19 protein-coding genes are annotated in these 24,193 nt (G+C 51.8%); 3 read left to right on the plus strand and 16 right to left on the minus strand.

Translation table 11 applies throughout. The annotated features are described in order from the left end of the window. Positions 1 to 51: 51 nt before the first annotated feature. The 5 genes from Q7T66_RS01785 to Q7T66_RS01805 are packed head-to-tail and all read right to left on the minus strand — an operon-like array spanning position 52 to position 3,872. The gene (locus tag Q7T66_RS01785; protein ID WP_304931541.1) at positions 52 to 1,338 is read right to left on the minus strand and encodes a dihydroorotase; all 1,287 of its coding nucleotides are present in this window, start codon (positions 1,336 to 1,338) and stop codon (positions 52 to 54) included. 3 nt (positions 1,339 to 1,341) lie between these two features. Further along, positions 1,342 to 2,301, minus strand: coding sequence for an aspartate carbamoyltransferase catalytic subunit (locus Q7T66_RS01790; protein WP_304931542.1), 960 nt, complete (start codon positions 2,299 to 2,301; stop codon positions 1,342 to 1,344). After that, positions 2,294 to 2,812, minus strand: coding sequence for a bifunctional pyr operon transcriptional regulator/uracil phosphoribosyltransferase PyrR (gene pyrR, locus Q7T66_RS01795; RefSeq protein WP_304931543.1), 519 nt, complete (start codon positions 2,810 to 2,812; stop codon positions 2,294 to 2,296). The genes Q7T66_RS01790 and pyrR overlap by 8 nt, the downstream gene beginning before the upstream one ends. Beyond that, positions 2,787 to 3,182 carry a Holliday junction resolvase RuvX gene (ruvX, locus tag Q7T66_RS01800; protein ID WP_304931544.1) on the minus strand — a complete coding sequence of 132 codons (396 nt, stop codon included), beginning with the start codon at positions 3,180 to 3,182 and terminating at the stop codon, positions 2,787 to 2,789. Before ruvX ends, pyrR begins: the two co-directional genes overlap by 26 nt. Before the next feature lie 24 nt (positions 3,183 to 3,206). After that, the gene (locus tag Q7T66_RS01805) at positions 3,207 to 3,872 is read right to left on the minus strand and encodes a YqgE/AlgH family protein (protein WP_304931545.1); all 666 of its coding nucleotides are present in this window, start codon (positions 3,870 to 3,872) and stop codon (positions 3,207 to 3,209) included. A 107-nt stretch (positions 3,873 to 3,979) separates the two neighbouring features. Here Q7T66_RS01805 and Q7T66_RS01810 point away from each other — a divergent pair, with 107 nt between their 5' ends. Continuing rightward, positions 3,980 to 5,461 carry a deoxyribodipyrimidine photo-lyase gene (locus Q7T66_RS01810; RefSeq protein WP_304931546.1) on the plus strand — a complete coding sequence of 494 codons (1,482 nt, stop codon included), beginning with the start codon at positions 3,980 to 3,982 and terminating at the stop codon, positions 5,459 to 5,461. Positions 5,462 to 5,579: 118 nt separating this feature from the next. On the opposite strand, the gene Q7T66_RS01815 is transcribed toward Q7T66_RS01810, so the two are convergent. The 6 genes from Q7T66_RS01815 to Q7T66_RS01840 form a co-directional block, all read right to left on the minus strand. Then, positions 5,580 to 11,624 (minus strand): Hpt domain-containing protein, encoded by a 6,045-nt coding sequence (locus Q7T66_RS01815; protein ID WP_304931547.1) that lies wholly within the window; start codon positions 11,622 to 11,624, stop codon positions 5,580 to 5,582. 138 nt (positions 11,625 to 11,762) lie between these two features. After that, positions 11,763 to 14,033, minus strand: coding sequence for a methyl-accepting chemotaxis protein (locus Q7T66_RS01820; protein WP_304931548.1), 2,271 nt, complete (start codon positions 14,031 to 14,033; stop codon positions 11,763 to 11,765). Positions 14,034 to 14,087: 54 nt separating this feature from the next. Next, positions 14,088 to 14,663: a chemotaxis protein CheW gene (locus tag Q7T66_RS01825; RefSeq protein WP_304931549.1), complete on the minus strand. Its 576-nt coding sequence runs from the start codon at positions 14,661 to 14,663 to the stop codon at positions 14,088 to 14,090. 10 nt (positions 14,664 to 14,673) lie between these two features. Beyond that, positions 14,674 to 15,039 (minus strand): response regulator transcription factor, encoded by a 366-nt coding sequence (locus Q7T66_RS01830; protein WP_011872120.1) that lies wholly within the window; start codon positions 15,037 to 15,039, stop codon positions 14,674 to 14,676. Between the two features lie 21 nt (positions 15,040 to 15,060). Next, a complete protein-coding gene (locus Q7T66_RS01835) occupies positions 15,061 to 15,462 on the minus strand; it encodes a PleD family two-component system response regulator (RefSeq protein ID WP_112990923.1) in 402 nt (133 codons plus the stop codon). Between the two features lie 147 nt (positions 15,463 to 15,609). After that, the gene (locus Q7T66_RS01840) at positions 15,610 to 15,762 is read right to left on the minus strand and encodes a rubredoxin (protein WP_304931710.1); all 153 of its coding nucleotides are present in this window, start codon (positions 15,760 to 15,762) and stop codon (positions 15,610 to 15,612) included. 99 nt (positions 15,763 to 15,861) lie between these two features. On the opposite strand from Q7T66_RS01840, the gene Q7T66_RS01845 reads away from it, so the two are divergent. Then, positions 15,862 to 16,710, plus strand: coding sequence for a hydroxymethylpyrimidine/phosphomethylpyrimidine kinase (locus Q7T66_RS01845; protein ID WP_304931550.1), 849 nt, complete (start codon positions 15,862 to 15,864; stop codon positions 16,708 to 16,710). 51 nt (positions 16,711 to 16,761) lie between these two features. Then, positions 16,762 to 18,048 carry a glutamate-1-semialdehyde 2,1-aminomutase gene (gene hemL / locus Q7T66_RS01850; RefSeq protein ID WP_304931551.1) on the plus strand — a complete coding sequence of 429 codons (1,287 nt, stop codon included), beginning with the start codon at positions 16,762 to 16,764 and terminating at the stop codon, positions 18,046 to 18,048. An 81-nt stretch (positions 18,049 to 18,129) separates the two neighbouring features. Here hemL and corA read toward each other — a convergent pair whose 3' ends face one another. The 5 genes from corA to Q7T66_RS01875 form a co-directional block, all read right to left on the minus strand. Further along, positions 18,130 to 19,101, minus strand: a complete 972-nt coding sequence (corA, locus tag Q7T66_RS01855; RefSeq protein ID WP_304931552.1) for a magnesium/cobalt transporter CorA — start codon at positions 19,099 to 19,101, stop codon at positions 18,130 to 18,132. 439 nt (positions 19,102 to 19,540) lie between these two features. Next, positions 19,541 to 20,236 (minus strand): monofunctional biosynthetic peptidoglycan transglycosylase, encoded by a 696-nt coding sequence (gene mtgA / locus Q7T66_RS01860; protein WP_304931553.1) that lies wholly within the window; start codon positions 20,234 to 20,236, stop codon positions 19,541 to 19,543. Positions 20,237 to 20,297: 61 nt separating this feature from the next. Continuing rightward, entirely contained in the window at positions 20,298 to 21,143 is an 846-nt protein-coding gene (aroE, locus tag Q7T66_RS01865) for a shikimate dehydrogenase (RefSeq protein WP_304931554.1), read from the minus strand. Continuing rightward, entirely contained in the window at positions 21,144 to 22,034 is an 891-nt protein-coding gene (locus Q7T66_RS01870; protein WP_304931555.1) for a TonB C-terminal domain-containing protein, read from the minus strand. An 80-nt stretch (positions 22,035 to 22,114) separates the two neighbouring features. Continuing rightward, positions 22,115 to 24,190: a ribonuclease catalytic domain-containing protein gene (locus Q7T66_RS01875; RefSeq protein WP_304931556.1), complete on the minus strand. Its 2,076-nt coding sequence runs from the start codon at positions 24,188 to 24,190 to the stop codon at positions 22,115 to 22,117. Positions 24,191 to 24,193: the final 3 nt, after the last annotated feature.

Below are 24,193 nucleotides of genomic sequence, written 5' to 3' on the forward strand. Positions count from 1 at the left end.
GGGTTAAAGAACATCTGCATCATGAAAAAACACAAGAAGCTAAGCGCAGGATTAACGCTGGAATGCGATATGACCCGCAACAATGGTGGTCTTCACTTGGCCGCTTAATTCATAGCCGAGGAAAGGCGTGTGCTTGCCTTGACTGGCCAATGCTTTTGCAGCAACCGTCCAACGCACGGCTGGATCGAACAGACAAATATCGGCAACGCTGCCGACCGCCAATTGCCCAGACGGCAAACCAACAATACGCGCTGCATCCGCTGTAATTTTTGCGATGGCCTGTGCCAAGGGTTGCTTGTCTTGATCGACGCAATCTTCCGCCCATTTCAAGGACAGCGACAACAGCAATTCCAGACCGGTTGCACCAGGCGAGGCTTCACCGAAAGGTAACAATTTTTCATCGTCATCCACCGGCGTGTGATCCGAACAAATCGCATCGACGGTGCCATCCAGCAAACCGCGACAGATGGCATCGCGATCACGTTGACTGCGCAGTGGCGGCGTCAGACGTGCGTTGGAATCAAAGAAGCCGATATCGTTTTCAGTCAGATGAATATGATGTGCACCCACGTCGCAGGTAATCGGCAAACCTTCCTTTTTCGCTGCGCGAACCAGTTCCAAACCAGCGCCAGTCGAGATGCGGCACAGATGCACGCGTGCGCCAGTGACACGCACCAATTCCAGAATCGTATGCAAGGCTATCGTCTCAGCCATCACCGGCACGCCAGATAAACCAAGGCGTGAAGCAACTGGGCCGCTATGGGCAACGCCTTTGATACCAAGATGCGGATCCTGCGGACGCAACCAGACTGTGTAATCAAATGTCTTCGCGTACTGCATCGCACGCAACATCACGGTGGTGTCGAGAATCGGACAATCAGCTTGTGAAAAACCGATGCAACCGGCGTCGGTCAACTCAGCCATTTCCGTCAACGCCGTGCCCTTCAAACCCATAGTCAATGCACCTAGCGGATAGACGTTGGCTTGATTCAAAGACTTGGCTCTATGCTTGAGCATCTCAACCAGACCCGGCTCATCCAGTACTGGATCGGTATCAGGTGGGCAAACCAGACTGGTAACGCCGCCCTGCATAGCGGCCTGCATTTCCGATTCCAGCGTGGCCTTGTATTCGTAACCCGGCTCGCGCAAGCGCGCGCTCAAATCAACGAAGCCAGGTGCGACAACCAAGCCACTCGCATCGATTACTTTGGTGGCGACAAAGCCTTCCGGCGCTTGCCCTATACCGGCAATTTTGCCGGCTGCGATATACACGTCTTGCTTTGCATCGATGCCATTCGCTGGATCGATCAGATGGCCATTCTTGATGTGGATTTTCATCTTTTAATTTCCCGCCAAAATACTCATCACTGCCATCCGCACTGCAATGCCGAATGTCACTTGCGGCAGTATCACTGCCTGCTTGCCATCTGCGACCGCAGATTCAATTTCCACGCCACGATTCATCGGGCCTGGATGCATGACGATCGCATCTGGTTTAGCCAGAGCCAAACGCTCAGTCGTCAAACCGTAGCTCTTGAAGAATTCCTGCGCAGACGGTAACAGTGCGCCGCTCATGCGTTCATTTTGCAAGCGCAGCATGATGATGACGTCGACACCCTTCAAACCTTCTTCCATGTTGTGGAAAACGCGCACCCCCATTTGTTCCAGGCCGCTAGGCAGCAAGGTACGAGGACCGATCGCGCGCACTTCGGGCACACCCAAAGTCGTCAGCGCATGGATATCTGAACGTGCGACGCGGCTGTGCAAAATATCGCCGACAATCGCGACAGTCAGATTGGTGAAATCCTTTTTGTAGTGACGGATCGTGTACATATCCAGCAAGCCCTGCGTCGGGTGTGCATGGCGACCATCGCCGGCATTGACAACGTGCACATGCGATTGCCCGGTGTCGCTCAAATGTTTAGCGATCAGATAAGGCGCGCCGGATTCGGCATGGCGCACGACAAACATATCGGCATGCATCGCTGCCAGATTGTCGATCGTATCCAACAGCGATTCGCCCTTGCTGGAACTTGATGCAGAAATATTCAGGTTGATGACGTCGGCAGACAAACGCTTGGAAGCAATTTCAAATGTAGTACGCGTGCGCGTCGAATTTTCGAAGAACAGATTGAACACGCTCTTGCCGCGCATCAGCGGTACTTTTTTCACTTCTCTATCACCGATACTGACAAACGACGAAGCCGTATCGAGGATGTGAATGATGTTGGACTTTGGCAGCCCTTCTATCGTGAGCAAATGTTGCAACTCACCGTTTTTATTCAGTTGCGGATTAAGCATGATCCACCGTCAGGGAAAAGCGGCCGTCGTCGGCCCGTTGAAGTACCAGCGATTGCTGGTCTGGAATGGAAATAGTTTGTGCGACAAAATCGGCTTCAATCGGCAACTCTCGCCCGCCGCGATCAGCCAGCGCTGCCAGCATGATGCGTGCTGGACGACCGTAGTCGAACAACTCATTGATCGCTGCGCGCGTGGTGCGGCCGGTGTACAACACATCATCCACCAGCAAGATGGTTGCGCCGTCCACATCGAATGGAATTTGCGTTGGCTTGACGTCGGGCCGCAAACCTTTTTCCGCGAAATCATCACGATAAAAAGAGACGTCGATAAAACCCAAACGTTCAGTCAATTGCAGCTCAGCCGCGAGTCGTTCCGCCAGCCAAGCACCACCGGAATAAATACCGACTATCGCAACGTTCTCGGCTTTTGCCAGACCGGTTTTTACTTGTTTCGCCAGCACTTGATACAAGGCTTCAGCGTCTAGTTCAGGATTCGGATTCGGTATGGTCATCGAAGTATTGTTGCAAGATGATTGCAGCTGCCTGATCGTCGATCAGATCGCCGCGTTGATGAGAAATCACTGCGGATGAGTAACGCTCATCCACCAGCACCGTTGCCACGTCAAAACGTCCATGCAATTGATTCGCGAAGCGACGGCAGCGCACTGTCATTTCATGCTCGGCGCCATCCGGATGCCGCGGCAAGCCGACGATGCACAAACCTGGTTGCCACTGGCTGACCAGTTCGGCGATCGCTGCGAATTTTGCTTCATTGGTAGCGGCGCTGATGATGGTCAGCGGCTGCGCCTGCTTTATTAAAGTATTGCCTACTGCAACGCCTATGCGCTTCAAGCCGAAGTCGAAACCGAGTACGGTTTCCACTAGCGCGCGATTCCTGTTTTAATCTCACGCATGTCCAGCCTCACTACTCAACATCATCGGATCGATACCAAGCAATTTGATCGCAGCAAAAAACCGCTGTTCCAGTGGCAAATCGAACATGATGTTTGGATCGGCGCGCACGGTCAGCCAACCGTTACGTACGATTTCATCCTCCAACTGGCCTGCGCCCCAACCGGAGCAGCCGAGGCTAACCAACAGCTTTTGCGGTCCGCTACCGAGTGCGACGGCTTCCAGTATGTCTTTGGATGTTGTCAACGCGATCTCGGAAGTCACCGGCATCGTCGACGAAAAATCGCCCCGCGGTGCGTGCAGCACAAAACCGCGATCTGCCTGCACCGGACCGCCGTACATCACCGGCGTTTTTTCAACCGGCTTCAGATCGGGCGCGATTTCCAGCTTCAAATCGATGCGATTGAGCAAAACATCGACCGTCATATCGGTGGGTTTGTTAATGATCACACCCAATGCACCATTCGCATTGTGCTCGCACAGATAGACGACCGTGCCACCGAAAATCGGGTCCAGCATGGACGGCATCGCAATCAAAAAATGATCGGCGAGATTCAATTCATCACGTGCTGGATTGTCAGGTGTGGCGGAAAAAGCGAGGGATTCCCAGGGTGAACCGGGATCGTTGGGAGATTTGCTGGTCTTACGTTGCTTCGACATGGGCGTTATTTTAGCAGTTTTACCCAGATTTTCTGCGCCAAACCTCGCTTCAAATCGATTTTTCCTGCATTCTTTGGCTATTCCCATTTGCCCAATATTCATCGTTCATGTCCCAATTTAAAAAGACACTGGTCTGGTTTCGCCGCGATTTACGCAGTTTTGACCACGCCGCACTCCACCATGCATTAACCCAAAGCAAGCAAGTTTATTGCGCCTTCATTTTCGATAAGGCCATTTTGGACGATTTGCCCAAAGCCGACCGCCGCGTTGAATTCATACACGCCAGTCTGCTCGAACTAGCCGCCGCCTTACGAGCGCTGGGTGGCGATTTGATCGTCAAACATGCATGGACCGAGACCGCTATACCGGAACTTGCTGCCGAACTTGGCGTCGACGCAGTATTCACCAACCACGACTATGAACCACAGGCGATTGCACGTGATGCACAAGTCGCCAAGGTACTCAAAGCCGCCGGACGCAGTCTGCATCCTTTCAAGGATCAGGTAATCTTTGAGAAGAATGAAGTACTGACGCTGGCAGAAAAGCCATTTTCGGTTTTCACTCCATACAAGAATGCCTGGTTGAAAAAACTGCATGCAGAATCTGATGCGGCTGTTCTGCATCCTTATGAAATCGACACCTACGCAGACCGTTTTGCATCACTGCCAGACCATAAGTATCCGATGCCATCCCTGGCTGAGATCGGCTTTGAAAAAACCAATCTATCGGACCTGAATATTCCAACCGGGATGCAAGGCGGTCAGGATTTGCTGGATGATTTTGCAGACAGGATGCAGCGCTACGATCAAACGCGCGATTTCCCTGCTGTAAAAGGCCCCTCTTATTTATCGGTACATCTGCGCTTCGGCACGGTGTCGATACGTTCTCTTGTACGACGTGCGCTCGATGCGATGCGCACAGGCACCGGCGGCAGCGGCGCTGCGGTCTGGTTGTCGGAACTGATATGGCGCGATTTCTATTTCATGATTCTGTTCCAGCATCCGCATGTCGTGGGCCGCGCGTTCAAGTCGGATTACGACGCCATCGTCTGGGAATCTGGCAACCACGCGCAGACATTATTCCAAGCCTGGTGCGATGGCAAAACCGGTTATCCATTAGTCGATGCCGCCATGCTGCAATTGAATCAAACCGGCTACATGCACAATCGCTTGCGCATGGTTACCGCGTCCTTTCTGATCAAGGATCTGGGCATAGACTGGCGCTGGGGCGAACGTTACTTTGCCGAGCAATTAAATGACTTTGATCTCTCCGCGAATAACGGCGGCTGGCAATGGGCATCGTCATCCGGCTGCGATGCGCAACCCTACTTCCGTATCTTTAATCCGATCACACAATCGGAAAAATTCGATGCAGATGGCAAGTTCATACGTCGCTATCTGCCGCAGCTGGCCAAACTCTCCAGCAAACAGATCCATGCCCCATGGCGTGTACCTGCCTTGGAATTGAAGATGGCTGGCGTCGAACTCGGCAGCAACTATCCACAACCGCTGATACAACATGACGAAGCGCGCGCACTTACATTGCAGCGCTATGCGGTCGTGAAAAAGGTCGCGGAGTTTGTCGAATGAAACGCAAGGTTTGAATCGAGCTGCGTCAAGCTAATGCAGTTTTGCTCGATTAAATAAAGTTAAACGCAAGGCAAAAAAAAATCCCGCACACATGCGGGATTTTTTATAGTGCCAAGATTTAACTCGCTGGAATTTCTTTCTTGATGAAGTCTGCGATCAACTTGACCAGCGCTTCTTCTTGAAAAGGTTTGCCCAGATATTCATTCACACCCAACTCCATCGCGTAGTTGCGATGTTTGCTCGCAGTACGCGATGTAATCATGATGATAGGAATATCACGGGTACGCTCATCGCCACGAATATTGCGGGTCAGATCGAAACCATCCATACGCGGCATTTCAATATCAACCAGCATCACGTCTGGCGTAATTGATTGCAAATGCTGCAAGGCATCGACACCATCCTTGGCCAGCACGACTTGATAGCCTTCACGTGTCAACAAGCGTTGCGTTACGCGACGCACCGTCAATGAATCATCGACGACCATCACGATATGTTGAGTACGCAAGCCCTGCACCGGTTCGACATTGCGCGCCGCCGGTTCGAACGTTGCCATCTCTGCGACTGCACCCATATCACTAGGCGCATCTGATGGCGTCAAACGTGGCGCACGAATATTTTCGTGTGCTGCGCGTTGCGCAAGCGGCACCGGATTCAGAATCAAAACGATTTCACCCGAACCCAATACCGTTGCACCTGCGATACCGATCATGCGTGACAACTGCGGGCCGATATTCTTAACCACGACCTCTCGGTTACCCAGAATTTCATCAACGTGCAAAGCGACGCGATCGTTACCACTCTTCAAAATCAGCAACGGCGAATACTGTTGCGTTACCGGCGCTGCATCCGTATCACCCAGCAAAGTCGACAGGTAATGCATAGGGACGCGTTGCGATTGCCACATCACTGCGCCTTCGTTATACGCAATCGCCAGCGGACCGTTTTTCAATTGTTGAACTTGCTCGACCAACACCGATGGCAATGCATACGTCTTGCCGCCAGTCGAAAGAATCACCACCTGCGTAACCGCCAGCGTCAATGGCAAATGAATCGTGAAGTACGCGCCCTTGCCTGGCTCGGATGCAATCGCAACGCGACCACCCAGCGATGCTGCTTCGGAGCGCACCACGTCCATACCAATGCCGCGTCCAGCGAGCTCCGTAATTTCTTCTGCTGTCGAGAAGCCAGGATGGAAAATCAGATCGGTAACTTCAGCATCAGACAGATTGTCGTCGTCTTTTACCAAACCGTTTTCCAGCGCTTTCTTGCGGATGTTATTCAGGTTCAAGCCTTGACCATCATCAGAGAAATGAATAACCACTTCATTACCTTCCTGACGAATCTCGACGCGCAATTCACCGGTTTCATTCTTGCCGGCAGCCTTGCGTTTTTCGCGCGACTCGATACCGTGCACGATCGCATTCCGCAGCAAATGCTCAAACGGGCCGGCCATTTTTTCCAGTACGCCCCTATCAACTTCAACGGCACTACCGCGAATATCCAGATTGACGCGCTTGTCCATTTCCTTCGCGGCCTGACGCGTAACGCGATACAGACGCTCTGAGATACTGGCGAATTGCACCATGCGCACGCGCATCAAATCCTGTTGCAAATCACGCGTCAAACGCGCCTGATTCGTCAAATCGGTAGTAGCGCTATCGATGGTCCGACTCAAGTTTTGTTGAACCGAGCCAACGTCGTTGACGCTTTCGGCCATCATCCGCGTCAATTCCTGCAGACGTGTAAAGCGATCGAATTCAAGCGGATCAAATTCGCGATCGGCCGAGACACCCATATGCGAGGTGATCTGCGATTCGGCCTGCATTTCAATTTCGCGCAACTGTTCGCGCAAACGGCTAACGTTTTCCGACAGCTCACCCATGGAGGTGCGCAAAGTACCGACTTCTGTTTCCAACTTGGAGCGCGAGATCGACACTTCACCCGCCTGATTGACCAGACGATCAAGAATGTCGGCGCGTACACGCACCAGAGGAACTGGAGCGGCAGCTGCGACGGCACGCGACGCAGGTGAAACACCAGGGGCCAGCGCTGTTGTTCGGCGATCGGTGATCGGCATCAAACTTTGAATGACTGGTAATTCTTCTGCTGAAGATTTAGCAGCATCAGCCGTATTTTCTTTAGCGAGATTTGCAGTCTCGACTGGTGCTGGTTTAGGCGCATCCGGATTTTGCAAGTGTTCAAATAACTGCAAACCGTGATCATGACGCGCCAGCAAATCTTCCACAGCGGCGGCAGATGGATAACCGGCATGCGTAATATTTTCGATGCGCGTTTCCATCTCGTGCATATGCTGACCCAGCAACATCGCACCGGCCATACGCGCGCTACCTTTGACGGTATGCAAAATCCGCAAGATAGATTGCGGCAATGCTGTATCGCCCAGTTCCTTTTGCCACGCACGCAATGCCTGACCCATCTGCGGCAACATGTCACTGCCTTCTTCGATGAAAACAGGCAGCAGATCCGCATCGATCTCATCCTTGATGATCAAGGCAGGATCAGTCAGCTCTTCACTATTTTGTGGATAGACTGGTTCTTCGAATGGCGCAGGTTCTAATTCCAAAATGACTGGAGTAGCTTCTACTGCTGGAGCGACTTCCAAAACCGGAGCATCGTCGGCCACATTTTTTGGCTCGTCCGCTGCTGAAGGCTCAGGCTCAGGCTCAAGTTCAGACTCAGACTCAATTTCAAGTTCAGACTCAACTGCAGATAATTCTGTCTTTGCTTCTGCATCCTCATCGACAACTTCCGCCGTCGCAGGCTCGCCTTCATCCTCAACCGGCGCATCAAATACAGGCTGACCGTGTTTAGAGCTGATGCGGAATTCAAAATCTTCCGGCATGCGCTCAAGGATTTCCACTTGATCCGGTTCAAAATCAGGCATCTCGCCCAAGGCGAACATCTGCAGCATGAAACGGATACGCGAGATCGCATGATCCAGTGTGTCGTATTCTGATATCAGCAGCTTGACTGGCTTCCTTGCCAAATACTGCAGAACAGCTTCCAGCGCGTAGGCAATTTGCTGCAAAGGCTTGAAGCCGACGGTGGCTGAACTCCCCGCCAGTGAATGTGCTGCATGCACCGCTGGAATGTTGACATGACGATCCGGCTCATGACGCCACTCGGCGATATCTTGCGACAACAAGCGCACCAGCTCATCGGTTTCAGCCAGATAAATATTATGCAGCGGCAAACTGATTTCCAGATCGCCTATGTATTTGACGTTGTCGTCTGACTTGCGCGCAGCAGGAAGATTGCCTGGAAAGTCGAGTACCGCGGCACCTTGCAATGGCGCGACTTCGTCCACCATATCGAGTTTCAAATGATCGAGTTCACCAACAACTATCTCAGGTGCTGCTGGCTCAGCGTCAATAACTTCCGCAACTTCATCTGCGGTCGCATTGAATTTTTGAAACTGCGCAAGTTCTTCATCGCTCAGTTCCAACTCTTCTGGCTCGGTTGCGGTGAGCGCATCTTCATTACCAAAGTCAGCTGTACTTTCAGCAATGCTTTCGGCTGTATTTTCTGATTCGGTATTATTTTCAGATTCAGTTAGCGCGTCAAAGGCTTCGCTAGCGGGCGCAAGCAACAGCGTTTCTTCCAGATCATCGTAGTGAAAACCGGCACCGTTTTTTACGCGTTCAGCAGCGTTGATCAGCGCACGGCCACTACGATCAGAACGACCTTGCATCTGCAAGTCGCCAACCCATGCGTCCAGTACTTGCACCGCATTCTCAAGTAATGCATACAGATCTGCATCGCCGCCGCGCGTTTCCGACAGACGCAAGTTCAGCACTTGTTCGACGCTCCACGCAGCTTCGCCAAAAGTAACCAGGCCGACCATGCGGCCGCTGCCTTTCAATGTGTGAAAGGAGCGACGTAACGTCGTCAGGAATTCTTGATTGTGTGGTGCATTGCGAGATTCTGGAACTGTCTGCTTGACGCTATCCAATACCTCAACTGCTTCGGACAGAAAAATTTCCAGCAGCTCAGCATCGATCGCTTCGTCAGTTGCTGGCGCTACCAAGGGCGCGATCTCTTCCACATGCGATGTCTTGGCTGGAGCGGTCGCCAACGCAATGTCGTCCATTGCATCTTGCGACGCAACGAAGTCAGGATGCTCCAGCATATCGATGACGGCGCGTGCCCTGTCATTCGCTTCTGGATTATCGACCAAGGTCGCATCCAGGCGCACTTGCTCTAAGGATTCTTTAAGTTGCTCTTGCAGAAAGGGATTGGTCGGTTCTGCAGCAAGTGAAATCGCCAGCTCTTCCGATTGCTTTTGATGCAGCGCGAGTTCCGATTCGACTGTAGGCAAATCCGGAACATGAATTTCAGGCAGTGTCGAAATTGTATTTTCTACTTCCGAAACCGGAATAACCACGACATCCAACGCGGCGTTCGACGGTCCGTTTTTTTCAGTCAGATTCGCACGAAAAATACCTGCATCATCGTCAAAAGCAAAACGCTTGTTGACGCCGTCTGGATGCAATTGCAGCGTCTCGATAAAGAAGCTGAGCGCACCCACATTTTGCGCAACTTGCTGAAACTCTTGCAAATCCGGCGTTTCCTCGGCCTCGATAAATCGTCGCACAGCAGCTTGCGTATGCCACACGGCACGCACTGCGTCTTCATGACCGAGCACTGAAAGCGCGCCGCTAATTTGATACAGAACGGAATCGATATCCGACAAACCTGCACGTTGCTCAGGATCGCGGAAATACTCGTCCAGCATTTTTTCAACCTGACGCAAACTGGATTGCATTTCACCAGCCAGCGCCGTCATGGTTTGACGTTCTTGCGCTTCGCGCGACATGTCATCCAGCCATTGCGCAGAATGTGTCAAGGTCTCGCCAGAAACTGCAGACAGCAAGCGCGTCGTCACTGCATCAGCGCGTTCGGCAAAATCGTCGGCCAGATGGCCAATCTGCTGCAACGCATTTTCAACAAACAACAAGCTGGTCGCGATTTCCAGACTCAGGCTGTCGCCTGGACGTGAATGTGCGGCGTGACGTGCGATGCCGCTAAGCTCGCGCAAGAGTTTTGCCAATGCTGGCGCATTCAAATGATTGCCGGCTTCGGCCAGACCTGTCATTTCTTGCTCGAAGGATGGCGCGACGCTGGCGTCACCGCCAGCAATCCGATTCCATAAATTCTTGGCTTGCGACAAACGCTCTTTAGCCGAGGCCAATGCCTGCGCATCGATCTGACCGTAACGTTTTTTCTCGTAATCGGTCGGCACTACGCCATCGAGTTGATATGCACTGCGAATTTGCTGAGCGACAGCAGAAGGATGTGCTACGCGCGCAATGAAGAATAAGGCATCGCGCAACAGTCTTTCCGTAATGCTGGAAGAGCCTTCGCTCAAGCGGCGAATTTGCAAATTGATGCGCGCAAACAGTTGTTTGACATACAGTTCGTTCGGCACTTGACCGGCAGAAACCGCATCAGCAAAACCGTGCATGACCCACCAGAAGCTGCGCGCTTGTTGCGTGCTTTGTGCCTGCTCAACACGCAACACGATGTCGCGCATAGTCCGTGCGCTTGCCAGGCCTGTCTCGCTATCGGCTTCCTTCAGAAATATCAACAACGCGCGTTCAAAACGTTTGCGCAAGCCGACGTAATCTTCAGCAGTCAAAGTAATCGACGCTGATGGTAGTTGCGGACGGATTGCCAGATTAGGGAAAAACAGATCTGCCGGATGTATGCGTTCAGCGCCGCGCACTTGCAACAACGAGCGATAGTAAGGGAACAAGCGAACTGGTTGATGCGGCATACCAGCCAACAACTCTTCTAGATATTCCAGCAAGGCTTGATAAGCGTGCGCAATGGCATGCACGCTGTCGTCGGTCAGCACTAGTTGTCCCGACTCGAAGCGATCAAACAGATCTTCTACAGTTTCCGTAATGATGGCCACACCATCGACATCGACTATTTGCAAAGCGCCATGCGCTTGATGCAGATAGGTTTTTGCATGACGCAAAGTGGTCGATTGAGTTTCTGGCTCTTGCATCAGCGCTTCGCACAAAGCCACTTTGGAACGTGTCAGCGCTTCGCCGATTTCACCGATAACCCATGACAAGGGACCGGTATCGAAGCTGTCCTTACCTTGCGGCAAAGAAGAGGATGGGGTATTCATGACTGCCTCGCGGGTGCGGGGTGATCAAGCAAGAGATGAGCTGATCACCGCAATTGCTGTTGGGCCTCAAAACAAATGCGCACCTTTAACAAATCGCGTCAGAGACGCGCGTTAAAGACACGCATCAAAATAAACAAATCAAGCCGTTACACGGAACCGTGATACCGAGTTTTTGAGTTCTTCGGCCAGCTTCGACAATTCGCGAATTGAATGCGCAGTTTGCTGCGTACCTTCTTGCGTTTGTTCCGTGACGGTGAGAATGCCTTGAATGTTTTGCGCCACACCGTTAGCCGATGTTGCCTGCTGTTCGGTCGCTGACGAAATACCTTGAATCAGTTCCGCCAGACGATTCGAAACGCGTCGAATATCGGACAGCGCCGCACCAGCAGCATCTGAAAGCTTGGCACCCTCGACCACACCCTGCGTCGATTTTTCCATAGCGGCAACCGCATCGTGGGTATCTGTTTGAATCGTACGAACCAGCGCACCAATCTGCTTGGTCGCTTCACCCGAACGTTCCGCCAGACGCTGAACCTCTTCCGCAACCACCGAGAAACCGCGACCTGCTTCGCCGGCTGACGCTGCCTGAATCGCCGCATTCAACGCCAGGACGTTGGTCTGTTCGGTAATATCAGAAATCAGTTCTGTGATCTCACCAATCTCTTGCGAGGATTCACCCAGACGCTTGATGCGTTTCGAGGTTTCCTGAATTTGCTCGCGAATCTCGGTCATGCCCTTGATCGCATTTTCCACCGCACGTGAACCTTGTTCTGCCGCCGTCACTGACTGACGCGCAACTTCTGCCGATTCACTGGCTGATTTGGAAACGTCGGTAATCTGTACCGCCATTTCCAGTACAGCCTGACCGGTTTCTTGAATGTTGCGTGATTGCTTGTGTGATGCTTCCAGCAGTTCGGTCGAAATATTCTGCGCAGTATTAGATGCCAAGGTAACTTGTTCCGCTGTATTGGTTACGCGACCTACCAGACCGCGCAACTCTTCCACCGTATAGTTAACCGAATCGGCAATCGCGCCGGTGATGTCTTCAGTCACCGTTGCTTGCACGGTCAAATCGCCATCCGCGACTTCCTGCAACTCATTCATCAGGCGCAAAATAGCGGCCTGATTCTGATCGTTAGCCTGCTTGGCTTCTTCTTCTTTTTTCTGCGCTTCCAGACGTTGGTCATCAGCTTCTTCACGACGCGCATCCGCTTCGTTGGTTCTGTTGCGACTATCCTGCAACAGCACCAGCGCGATACCCGCCGCTGCGACCAGCGCAGTCAATACGCTCAACAACATCAACCAGAACGGCCACGTCAGCGAATCCTGCTCGGTACGATAGGTTTGTTGCAAGTCGGTCAGACGCTGCTTCAAAGCTTCGTTTTCCTTGAAGATCAGTTCCTGTGCCTGTTTCGCTGCAATAAAGTTTTGCAGATTACCCAGAATCAGTGCGATCGATTTTTGATAGTCGGCAAATGCGGTTTGCAACTCGATCAATTTTTCACGTGTATCCGGCTCGGTGGTTTTGCTCAAACGCAGAACTTCACTACCGTTCAAAAAGCCTTCGGTAATGTCGCGGAAGGTATTGGTATCTTTGCCCAGCAAGAAAGCTGTTTCCGGGTTCACGCCTTCTGAACTCAAAAATTCATTCGCACTACGCGCCAAACGTTGCGTCAACATCACGAGCTGACCAGCCGCTGCAACTTCACGTGGTGTCGCACCGCTTTGTGATTTCAACGTTGAAATCTGCTCTGTCAATTCAAGCAAGTTAGGTGTAATGCCGTTCAAGACTTCCAGTGTGGTACCGAAGCCTGTCAGCGGCGCTTCCAGTTTGATAATCGTGGCAGCTGCCTTGTCGGAGCCTGCCCATAATTTTTGAACTTCCTGCAAAGCGCTTTCCATTTTTGCGTCAGGCGTACCGATATCACGGCCCTGGTACACGCCACCTTTGGAAAGCACATTCAAATCGTTATTGAATTCTTTGCGGCTATCAGCCAACTGCTTGAACGCTTCCTTGTTACCTTGAATCGCATTCGGTGTCGCTTTACCTACCCGCTGCGAGTGCATCAGCGCATCGCCGGCGATCTGCGTCTGGGTTGAGGTCAAGCCGGAATAATCCGCGTTCAACCAAACGAATGCGGCACCCAGAACGAGCGATCCGCCCAGTGCGATCAGAAGAATACGAACCTGTTGTTGCAGTGGCAGCTTGCCGATCAGCGGTAGACGAATGTCACCACTTTTTTGCAGAACGTCGCCGATGTACGTTGCATTAGGATTGACGTTGGCGCGCGCTGCGCGCACTACACTTGGATCAACCGGCGTGGTTGTGTCCGGTGTATCACCGTGAGAATCCGCTCCCTGTGCGGCCGCCTCTTTTTTATTTTTGGAAAGCGGTAATTTAAACGCCATTCTGATTCTCCTGATTCTGTTTATACGGCGCCCGGATTATCTATCCCGGATCGCTCATAGACCGACGTGCAAAAATTGAGGATTTTGTATTACTAAAGAAAGATCGAGCTCGGTCCAGACTTGCGATTCGCGATCCAGATAACGCTTGCTTGCCCAAGGTGCGAGTTCATCCTGCACATCGGATTGCGCTTCCATTTCAGCGACGTTATGCAAACCCAGTACACGCGATACCAGCAAACTGCTATTGAATGAAAGTGCTGGCGCAAACGCAATGATGCGAGTGTCTTTATCAATAGGCGTGGGCGCGTTACCTTGAAATTGTGCGAAATCGATCACGCTGATCAAATTGCCGCGAATATTCGTCAAACCGAGAAACCATGGCTGCGTCAAAGGTACTTCGGTAATCGTGCCGACCGAAACAATCTCGCCCGCCGTCTGCAGATTCAGCAAACAACGGTTGCCACCTATCATCACGCCCAATTGATTAACACGTGTATCTTCGCCGCTACGCGCGGTCTGCATACGTTCAACTAGCTGCACCTGAAATTCGCGCAAGCGCGTACGGCGTGTAGCGATATCCGTTTTGGCGAATACCTTTCCCGCTTGCAGATCCGACGTAGGCTGGCTCATCAGGGGTTACTTATCCGAGCGCAGCAATTTTGGAGAGAAGTTCAGCAGGATCAACCGGCTTGACGATGTAGTCACGTGCGCCTTGGCGCAAGCCCCAGATACGGTCAGTTTCCTGACCTTTGCTGGTGCAGATAATGATAGGCACGTCTTGTGTTTCTGGATCGCGCGTAATGGCGCGTGTGATTTGAAAGCCATTTTGGCCAGGCATCACGATATCCATCAAAATCAATTGCGGCTTGTCAGCCTTGATCTTCAACAAAGCTTCTTCACCATTTTCTGCTGTAGAAACGGAAAAACCTTTTTTTACAAGGATATCGGTCAGAAAATAACGCTCGGTCGGGGAGTCATCAACGATGAGGATTTTTTGAATGGCCATCTGAAACCTTTAAATCAAAATTTATTTTGCGACTGCTTCCGCCGTGTACTCGCGCACGGTTTTCAGCAGACTGTCTTTTGTGAATGGCTTGGTGAGGTAGGCATCGGAGCCGACCATCGCGCCGCGCGCCCGATCAAACAAGCCGTCCTTGGACGACAACATGATCACCGGCGTGGAATGGAATTTGGCACTTTTCTTGATCAGTGCGCAGGTTTGGTAACCGTCGAGACGAGGCATCAGGATGTCGCAGAAGATAAGCGCAGGCTTGTGGTCGTTCATTTTTGCGAGCGCATCAAAGCCATCGTCCGCCAGCACGACCTTGTAACCTGCCTGACCAAGAAAGATCTCTGCCGACCGACGAATCGTACTGCTATCGTCGATCACCATGATTTTCATGTCAGCATTATCCAGTGATATTGTCATGAGTCATCTCGTTAAACTGTGTCCACAATATACGGCGCAACAGTAACAAAAAGCAAGATTCTTTAGGTCAAGCACCACAGTGCAAATCAATGCCCGTGGTTTTTCAACAAAAATGCCAAAGTCATAACACTGGCTTGCGGCTGTAGACTAGATCGCCACCATCTCAAAGTCTTCCTTGCGCGCGCCACATTCCGGGCAAGTCCAGTTCATAGGGACGTCATCCCAGCGGGTACCGGCGGCGATGCCTTCTTCCGGCAAGCCGGCAGCTTCGTCGTAAATCCAGCCGCAGATCAGGCACATCCAGGTTTTGAACGGTTCGTTCGATGTTGTTTCGTTAATGCTCACGGCTGACAGCCCTTCAAGTTAAAATGCACAGTCAGCTATCTTAATATACCCGCCGTGCAAAACCAAACTTCCCCGCTTATATTGACCTTTGGCCCAACAGATCCGGTAGGCGCTGTCGGCATTCAAGCCGATCTTGCGTCTTTTGCCGCGATGGGCTGCCACGGCTTGTCCGTGGTTACTGCACTTTTCATCGGTGACACCGCGCGCATAGAGGATATGCAAGTTATAGACCCAGACTGGGTTTCCGACCAAGCGCGTGTCGTGCTGGAAGACATGCCGGTCGCCGCCTTCAAGGTGGGCGCGGTCGGTAGCATAGAAAACGTCTCGGCGATTGCTGAAATCGTTTCCGACTATCCTGATATTCCGCTGATTTTTGATCCATTTCTCTCGTCCCTGCCCGATCAAGGACCGGACGCGGATGACATGTTGATGGCGACCCGCGAACTATTGATCCCGCAAACCACGGTATTGATTATTTCGACTGTCGAATTGGTGCGCATGGCCGAAACCTGGCGCGAACCGTCGGAAGAAGACTTGATGGCCGTCGATGCGATGCGTCTGATCGAAATGGGCTGCGAATATGTTTTCGTCACCGGCACGCCATCCGACCTGACCGATGTTGCGAATACCTTGTTCGATGAAGGCGGCGTAATCCGTCACGACAACTGGCAACGTATTTCAGGTTCATACAATGGCGCTGGCGGCACACTTGCGGCGACGATTGCCGCATTGCTGGCAAACGGGCTTGATATCCCAGAAGCTGTATTCGAAGCGCAAGAGTTCACGATTGCGTCTATCGCCAATGCACAGCGCTTAGGCATGGGCAAGCTGGTTCCAGATCGCTACTTCTGGGCGCGTGAATCGGATGAAGAAATCGATCTCACGCCGCCGCCACTTCAGTAAGCGAGCGCAATAAGTCAGCTCGACCATTTACCTTTTATTTAAGTACATCGCATGACATCCAATAACGACACTCTTTTCGCTCGCGCACAAAAAAGCACACCGGGCGGCGTCAACTCGCCGGTACGCGCCTTCCGCTCAGTGGGCGGCACGCCACGTTTTATTACCCGCGCTGAAGGCCCCTACTTTTGGGATGCCGACGATCGTCGTTACATTGATTACATCGGCTCGTGGGGACCGGCGATTGTTGGTCACGCGCACCCAGATGTCGTCAAAGCGGTACAAAACGCGGCAACGCGCGGCTTGAGTTTTGGCGCGCCGACTGAAGGCGAAATCCAGATGGCGGAATTGATTTGCCAACTGGTGCCATCGATAGAACAATTGCGTCTGGTTTCCAGCGGTACTGAAGCCGCAATGAGCGCCTTGCGTTTGGCGCGCGGTGCGACTGGTCGCGACAAGATCATCAAGTTTGAAGGTTGTTATCACGGCCATGCGGATTCGCTGTTGGTCAAAGCTGGCAGCGGCTTGCTGACCTTCGGCAATCCAACTTCAGCTGGCGTGCCGGAAGATTTTGCCAAACATACTTTGGTGCTCGACTATAACAATCCGCAACAGCTAATTGATACCTTCAAGGAAATCGGTGATCAGATTGCTTGCGTGATCGTCGAGCCAGTTGCCGGCAACATGAACTTGTTACCAGCCACGCCGGAATTCCTGCACGCCATGCGCAGCGTCTGCACGCAATATGGCGCAGTATTGATTTTTGATGAAGTGATGTCGGGCTTCCGCGTTGCACTTGGTGGTGCGCAATCGATTTACGATATCAAACCTGATCTGACTGTTTTGGGTAAAGTCATAGGCGGTGGTTTACCGGTTGCCGCATTTGGTGGTCGCGCTGATTTGATGCAGCATCTTGCGCCATTGGGTGGCGTGTATCAGGCGGGAACGTTGTCAGGCAACCCAGTCACCGTTGCCGCCGGTTTGGCGACATTGAAGTTGATACAAGCTCCAGACTTTTATGAATCGCTGAGCACGCAAACTACAAAACTGGTGGACGGACTTACCGCAGCAGCGCGTGAGACAAATGTCGCGTTCGCAGCCAACTCGGTAGGCGGCATGTTCGGCATGTATTTCGCGGCAGAGAAACCGCTGTCTTATACAGAAATGATGAAGTGCGATACGGCGAAGTTCAACACCTTCTTCCACGCGATGCTGGATGCAGATGTCTATCTGGCGCCATCCGCATTTGAAGCCGGCTTCGTCTCCGCACAACATAGCGATGAAGTCATCAACACAACCATCACTGCGGCGCGTGCGGCTTTCACAAAATTGCAAAATTAGACGGCCAACGTTTAGTTGAGTCAACCAATAAAAAAGCGCCTGATCGGCGCTTTTTTATTATTAAATTTTCTGCGATTCAAATCAACGCAACCAGCCACGTTTGCGGAAATACAGCATCGGCACAACCGCACTCGCAGCCATCAAAATCACAGTGTACAAATAACCGTAATTACCAAAGAACTCCAGCTCCGGGAAGTACTTCATATTCATACCGTAAATACTCGCGATCAACGTTGGCGGCAGCAAGGCCACACTCGCCACCGAGAATATCTTGATGATCTTGTTCTGGTTAATGTTAATGAAACCAACCGTCGCATCCATCAAGAAGTTGATCTTGTCGAACAAGAACGCAGTGTGACCATCCAGTGATTCGATATCACGCATGATCTGGCGTGCTTCATCAAACTGCTCTGTATTCAACAAGCGTCCACGCATCAAGAAACTGACCGCGCGGCGCGTATCCATCATGTTACGGCGTATGCGTCCGTTCAAATCTTCTTCATGCGCCATCGCGTTCAGTGCGGTTGCCGCATCCTGATCGGTAATTTCTTTTTGTAATACGCTTTTGCTGACAGCTTCAAGGGCTTGGTAAACACCCTCGAGCGCATCTGCAGAATACTCGGCATCGGTCGCGTATAAATCCAGCAACACGTCTTTGTAATCGTTGATAGAGCCGGGACGCGAGCGCGCGCGCATGCGCACCAAACGGAAGATAGGCAAATCCTCAGAGTGAACAGAAAACAATATATCTCGGGCCAAAATAAACGCGACCGTCACAACACTTGATGGACCGTCGTCTTCTTCTAGCAAAAAGTCGGTACGCAGATGCAAGTCGCCGTTTTCTGCTTCGTAATAACGGGCGGACGCTTCAATATCCTTGACTTCATCTTCGCCCGGCAGAGTTACGCCGTAGATGCCTTTGACCCAGTCGCGTTCATCGTCATTCGGATCAGTCAGATCGACCCATACCGGCGTGGTGTTTTCCAAATCGGCGCGGCTGTCGATGTTGACCTGATTCAGGCGACCATTCTGCAATACAAATACGTTAATCATAAGCTCTCCCAGTCGCGTAAGAGACACCAACTATCGCTGATGAAACACACAACTCGTCCTGCAGAGCAGACTCTGCAGTGGATTTAATTTTGAGGGAACGCGGCCATTAAAGAGAACAAACAGGCCTGGACGCGACCACCCACCGAATCGGCGAGAGGCGCTATGGAGCGTAAGCGTTAAGCGCTATCTCGCAGATTGACCGTCAAAAACGGCGAACAACTTAAATAAGGACTACCCAAGACGGGTCTCCGGAAACGAAAACAGCGCAAGTGTACTGATAAGTCGAAAGGCTAGCAAGCCAGTCGACACGGTTTTTATCATTGAATTATGCATTGAATCGATCGCCTGCCGGATACGCACCTCATATCGGCAATATCGTTGTCTATCATTTAATGAATTGTGGATTGCATCAGCCAATAAAGCTGTGCAATCCAAGCGCTTAAGGCAACGCCGCGCTGTTCATTCGACGCAAAATCAAGTCGGTACGTCGCCCCAGATAACCTGTGCCGCGATGAGCATCGTAGAAACGCGGATTCGGCAACATGACAGCAAGGCGTGCTGCCTGTTCAGCGCTCAATTGCGCGGCAGAGATACCGTAATAATGTTGCGCGGCGGCTTCGGCACCAAAAATCCCCACGCCCCACTCGACGACATTCAGATAGATTTCAAAGATGCGTTCCTTGTCCATCCAGAATTCCAGCATATAGGTAATGATCAATTCCTGACCCTTGCGGATATAACTGCGATCACCGGATAGAAAAAGATTTTTTGCCAGTTGCTGCGTGATGGTCGAACCACCTGCAACAACCTTGCCCTTCTTGATATTTTTCTCGTAGGCTTTTTCCAGCGCTTCCCAGTCTATGCCTTCATGACCGGAAAAATTGGAATCTTCTGACGCAATGATTGCGCGCTTCAAGTTATTCGATATTTTTTTATACGGAACCCATTTTTGTTTGAGCTGTGCCTTCGGATTTTTTTCTTGCAGTGTCGAAAGTTGCTCGCGCATGAAGCTGGTCGAATCGGGATTGTGATTCACCCACCAACCAATTTGCAAAAAGAAATACAACTGCACCAGCAGAACCAACAAGACTGGTACGAGGATCAGCCAGAACAACAGCTTGCGCATTATTTTCATTTTTATACGTTCAAGTTGCAGCGCTTAGTGCGTTACGTTGATAAATATTGCATCAAAAAATTTAGAGGCGCTCGCGCAATTCTACAAATACAGCGGCGGTCTCCGGTCGCACATCGCGCCATAGATAAAACGATTCAGCGGCCTGCTCCACCAGCATGCCGAGACCATCGCGCGCGATCGCACCATGCTGTGTCGCAAAGCGCATGAAAGCAGTCGGCTCTTTGCCGTACATCATGTCGTAGGCCAAAGTATGCGCGCCAATTACACGCGGCGAAATAGGCGGCACTTCCGACGCAAGACTCGCGGCCGTGGCATTGATCACGATATCGAAGGAATCTTCCAGCTCGGCAAATTCGCTGACCTTGAGCCGCGGCTGCGCAGAGAAACGACGCGCCAGATCCAGCGCCTTGGCATGCGTACGATTCGCCAACACCAATCTCGCTGGCTGCTGGCTCAGCAGCGGCAAGATCACGCCGCGTGCAGCGCCGCCAGCACCCAGCAACAATACGGATTTATTGGCAATTGCTATGCCGGCATTACGCATAATGTCAGTGACCAAACCAACGCCGTCAGTGTTATCGCCCAGCATTTCAGTGCCGTCGAATTTCAAGGTATTCACTGCACCGGCGGCGCGCGCACGCTCAGTCAATTTTGTCGCTAGCGCGTACGCTTCCAGCTTGAACGGAACCGTCACATTCAAACCTTTACCGCCATTAAGAACAAAATTTTGTACCGTCGCCAGAAAACCATTGAGCGGCGCCAGCAGGCGATCATATTGCAAATCTTGCTGAGTTTGCGCGGCGAAGCGTGCGTGAATATCCGGCGATTTGCTATGCGCAATTGGATTGCCGATCACTGCATAGTGATCAACTTTTCCTTTGGCAGCAGTATTCAAAGTTGCGCTCACTTATTGGCCTCGTGTTTCTGTTTGAAGTGCATCGTCGCGGGTAAAGCTGAAGCGTGTGATGATTTCCCACACATCGTCTTTACCGGTCGAGCGCATATTGTCGGGGAATTTGCCGAATGGTACGGAGCGCCGCACGATATTCATCGCGGCTTGATCCAATGCCGGATCGCCTGACGATTGTTCAATGCGCGGTCCGCCATCCTTCATGTAGATCGTGCCGTCTTGAAAAATCGGAATATACAGCACCAGATTGCCATATAACTTCTTGCCATCTTTTTGCGGGAAGTTCAGCGTGCCATACTTTTCTATGCGGTCTTGAAATGCCTTGTAATAAGCGGCGTAACCGACTTCGCGCGTACTTGGCGTGACCTGGGTTTTCTTTGGACGTTTGTTGTAGTCCTCGATGTTGCGCGAAATTTCTGCTTCTCTGCGCAACAACGCTTTCGCGCTATCCAACATATCCATCGCGTTGCGTTGCGGCAGCACATCCTTGACCGGCTCTACGTCCGTCACCAATGGTGTACGAAAAGGCGTTTTCTTTTCGAGTTGAGCCAGCAATTTTTGCTGCTGACGTTCCAGCTCTTCGACCTTGCGACGTGAAGCTTTTGCGCTTTCGCCATCTTCACTTTTGCGCAAATCTGGCAATGGCGATTTGGCACGTCCGGCATCCGCATTGCCGCCACCATCCAGATTGGCTTGCGCTAGCGCATCCGCTTTCAACGGTTGCTTGTCGTGCTTGGCGTTAACCAAAATCACTTCAAGCCCCGGATCGGTAGGTTTGAACTTGAACGCTTCTGGCGCGGTGAAATGCACGGCCAGCAACGCCGCATGCGCCAGCACGGAAAACGTGACGGCGGTGGCGAGTATGCGATTCTGGAAAAGTGACTTCACGCTGGCAAGGACAGACAATAAGAATGGAAGGAATGAATTCTACGACAAACCCCAGTCGAATTTGATGAACTTTCCATCCCTTATTCCGGTGCAATCGTCGAATCAATCGCGGCCGGCTCTTCCGTCACCGCTGCAACGGTCTGCTCATCCGGCACCGGCTCTGCATCGCCTTCCAGCAAATCTTCAGTCAAGTCGTCCTCTTCATCAAGCTCTGCTGCGTTCGCATCGGCGGCCTGCGTAATGTCGAGCAAGCGCGCTTCTATCGTCAGGTCAACTTCATCCCAGCGCAACAGATCCAGTTTGACTTGTGAACCGCGCGCAACTTGCTGCATGCCTGGCAATTTGATGACGAGTGGAATATCGGCCAGGCGCAGAATTTCTTCTTTCAAGACTGTCGCTTCGACTTTCAGATTGTCTTCTGGCTCTTGTTGTTTCGCTTTTTCCTGACTCAACCAACGCAGACACCAGTAACGTTCCATATCAGATTGGAATGCTGCATACGCGCTGTATGCAGCATCGAATGCAGACACGATAGCGAACAAATCCGCATCACGTTGTTTGAATGGAGCAACCAGCGGCGCGGTCACACCGTGTTCGACGCAAGCGATGATTTGCCATTGATTGACCAGATCCGTATAACGGCGCAAAGGCGATGTGCTCCACGCATATTGATCGACGCCCAAACCTTGATGCGGCGCGGCATGCGTTTGCATACGCACTTGCATCTTTGCTGCCCAACCATTGCCAGAGCCACCACCTTGCGCGCGATAAATGCCAGGCACGCCATGTTCGTGCAGGAATTTACCCCAGCTGCTATTTGCAAGAATCATCAACTCGGCGACGATCTTGTCCAGCGGTGCACCGCGCTTGCGACGCTGGATCGATACGATGTCGTCGTCGACATAGAAGTTGAAATCGATACGATTGTTTTGTTCAGGCCGCAAACCAAAACTTTCTCGCTTGGCCATGCGACCTTGCTCAAGCACTTGCACCAACTTCCACAACAGCGAAAGATCTTCCTTGTGCGGATAGTCGCCCACATCGTTCGCCAGATTTTCTTCAGTAACGTATTCGTCCAAATCGTTGTGACGCAAGTTGGCGGCAATCGGCACACCTTCCGCCTTGGTCTCGGTCGAGATGATGGACCAGTCGCTGGAGTCGAACGTCACATATAAAGACAACGCAGGACAAACCTTGCCTTCGGCCAGCGTGAATGCATCGACCAACTCATCCGGCAACATCGTGATTTTGTCGCCCGGCATATACACGGTGGATAAACGTTGACGCGCAATCCCATCGATTGCGTCGTCGCGTTCGATACCGAGTCCAGGTGCGGCAATATGAATCCCAATTTTGACCTTGCCGTCTTCCAGGCGCGTCACCGACATCGCGTCATCGATTTCCGTGGTGGTGACATCGTCGATGGAAAACGCTTGTACGTCAGCGACCGGCAATTCTGGCATTGCAGGAATTGCGATTTCCGGGAAACCGATTCCTTTAGGGAAGGAGTCAAACAGGAACTTTGAGAAGTGCAAATCCTTGGCCGACTTGATGCCGCCAACTGCCAGCATTAAACGTTGCGGTGCAATCTGCAGTTCGCTGCATGCGGTATCCAGCGCTTTGTATTCGATGGAATTTTTGTCCGGCTTGAACAGTAATTGCAAAACCAGCGGACGCATTGCTTCCGGCAATTTATGCGCCTTCAACTCTTCCACGTACTGCGCTTGCACTAAACCTTGCAAACGCTTCTTTTCGATACCGGCCAACGCGGCTTTCAAAGACGCTTCTGGTGCGGCCTTGTAACGGCCTTTACCTTTTTTATAAAAATAAACAGGCGCAGCATGAAGTCGCAAGATCAAGCCTGCAGCTTCGTGCGGCTTAGGCGCATGACCGAAGTATTCGGTACCTAATTCAGCAAAGCCAAACTCATCCTGGCCTGCAACTTCCCACAAAAAATCCAGATCGATTTCTGCTGCAATCGCTTGCGCATCCGTCATGAATTCAGCCGGAGCCGGCGATGCAAATTGCAACAACACGTCTTTAGCACGCACTTTGGTGCGCTTACCCGAAGGCATTTCAACCTGATATGCCTCGCCTTGCTGCGACATAGAGACGCCGGCCTTGAAGTCACCGGATTCATCAAAAAATAGATTCATTCA

This window comes from Herminiimonas sp. (assembly GCF_030655415.1).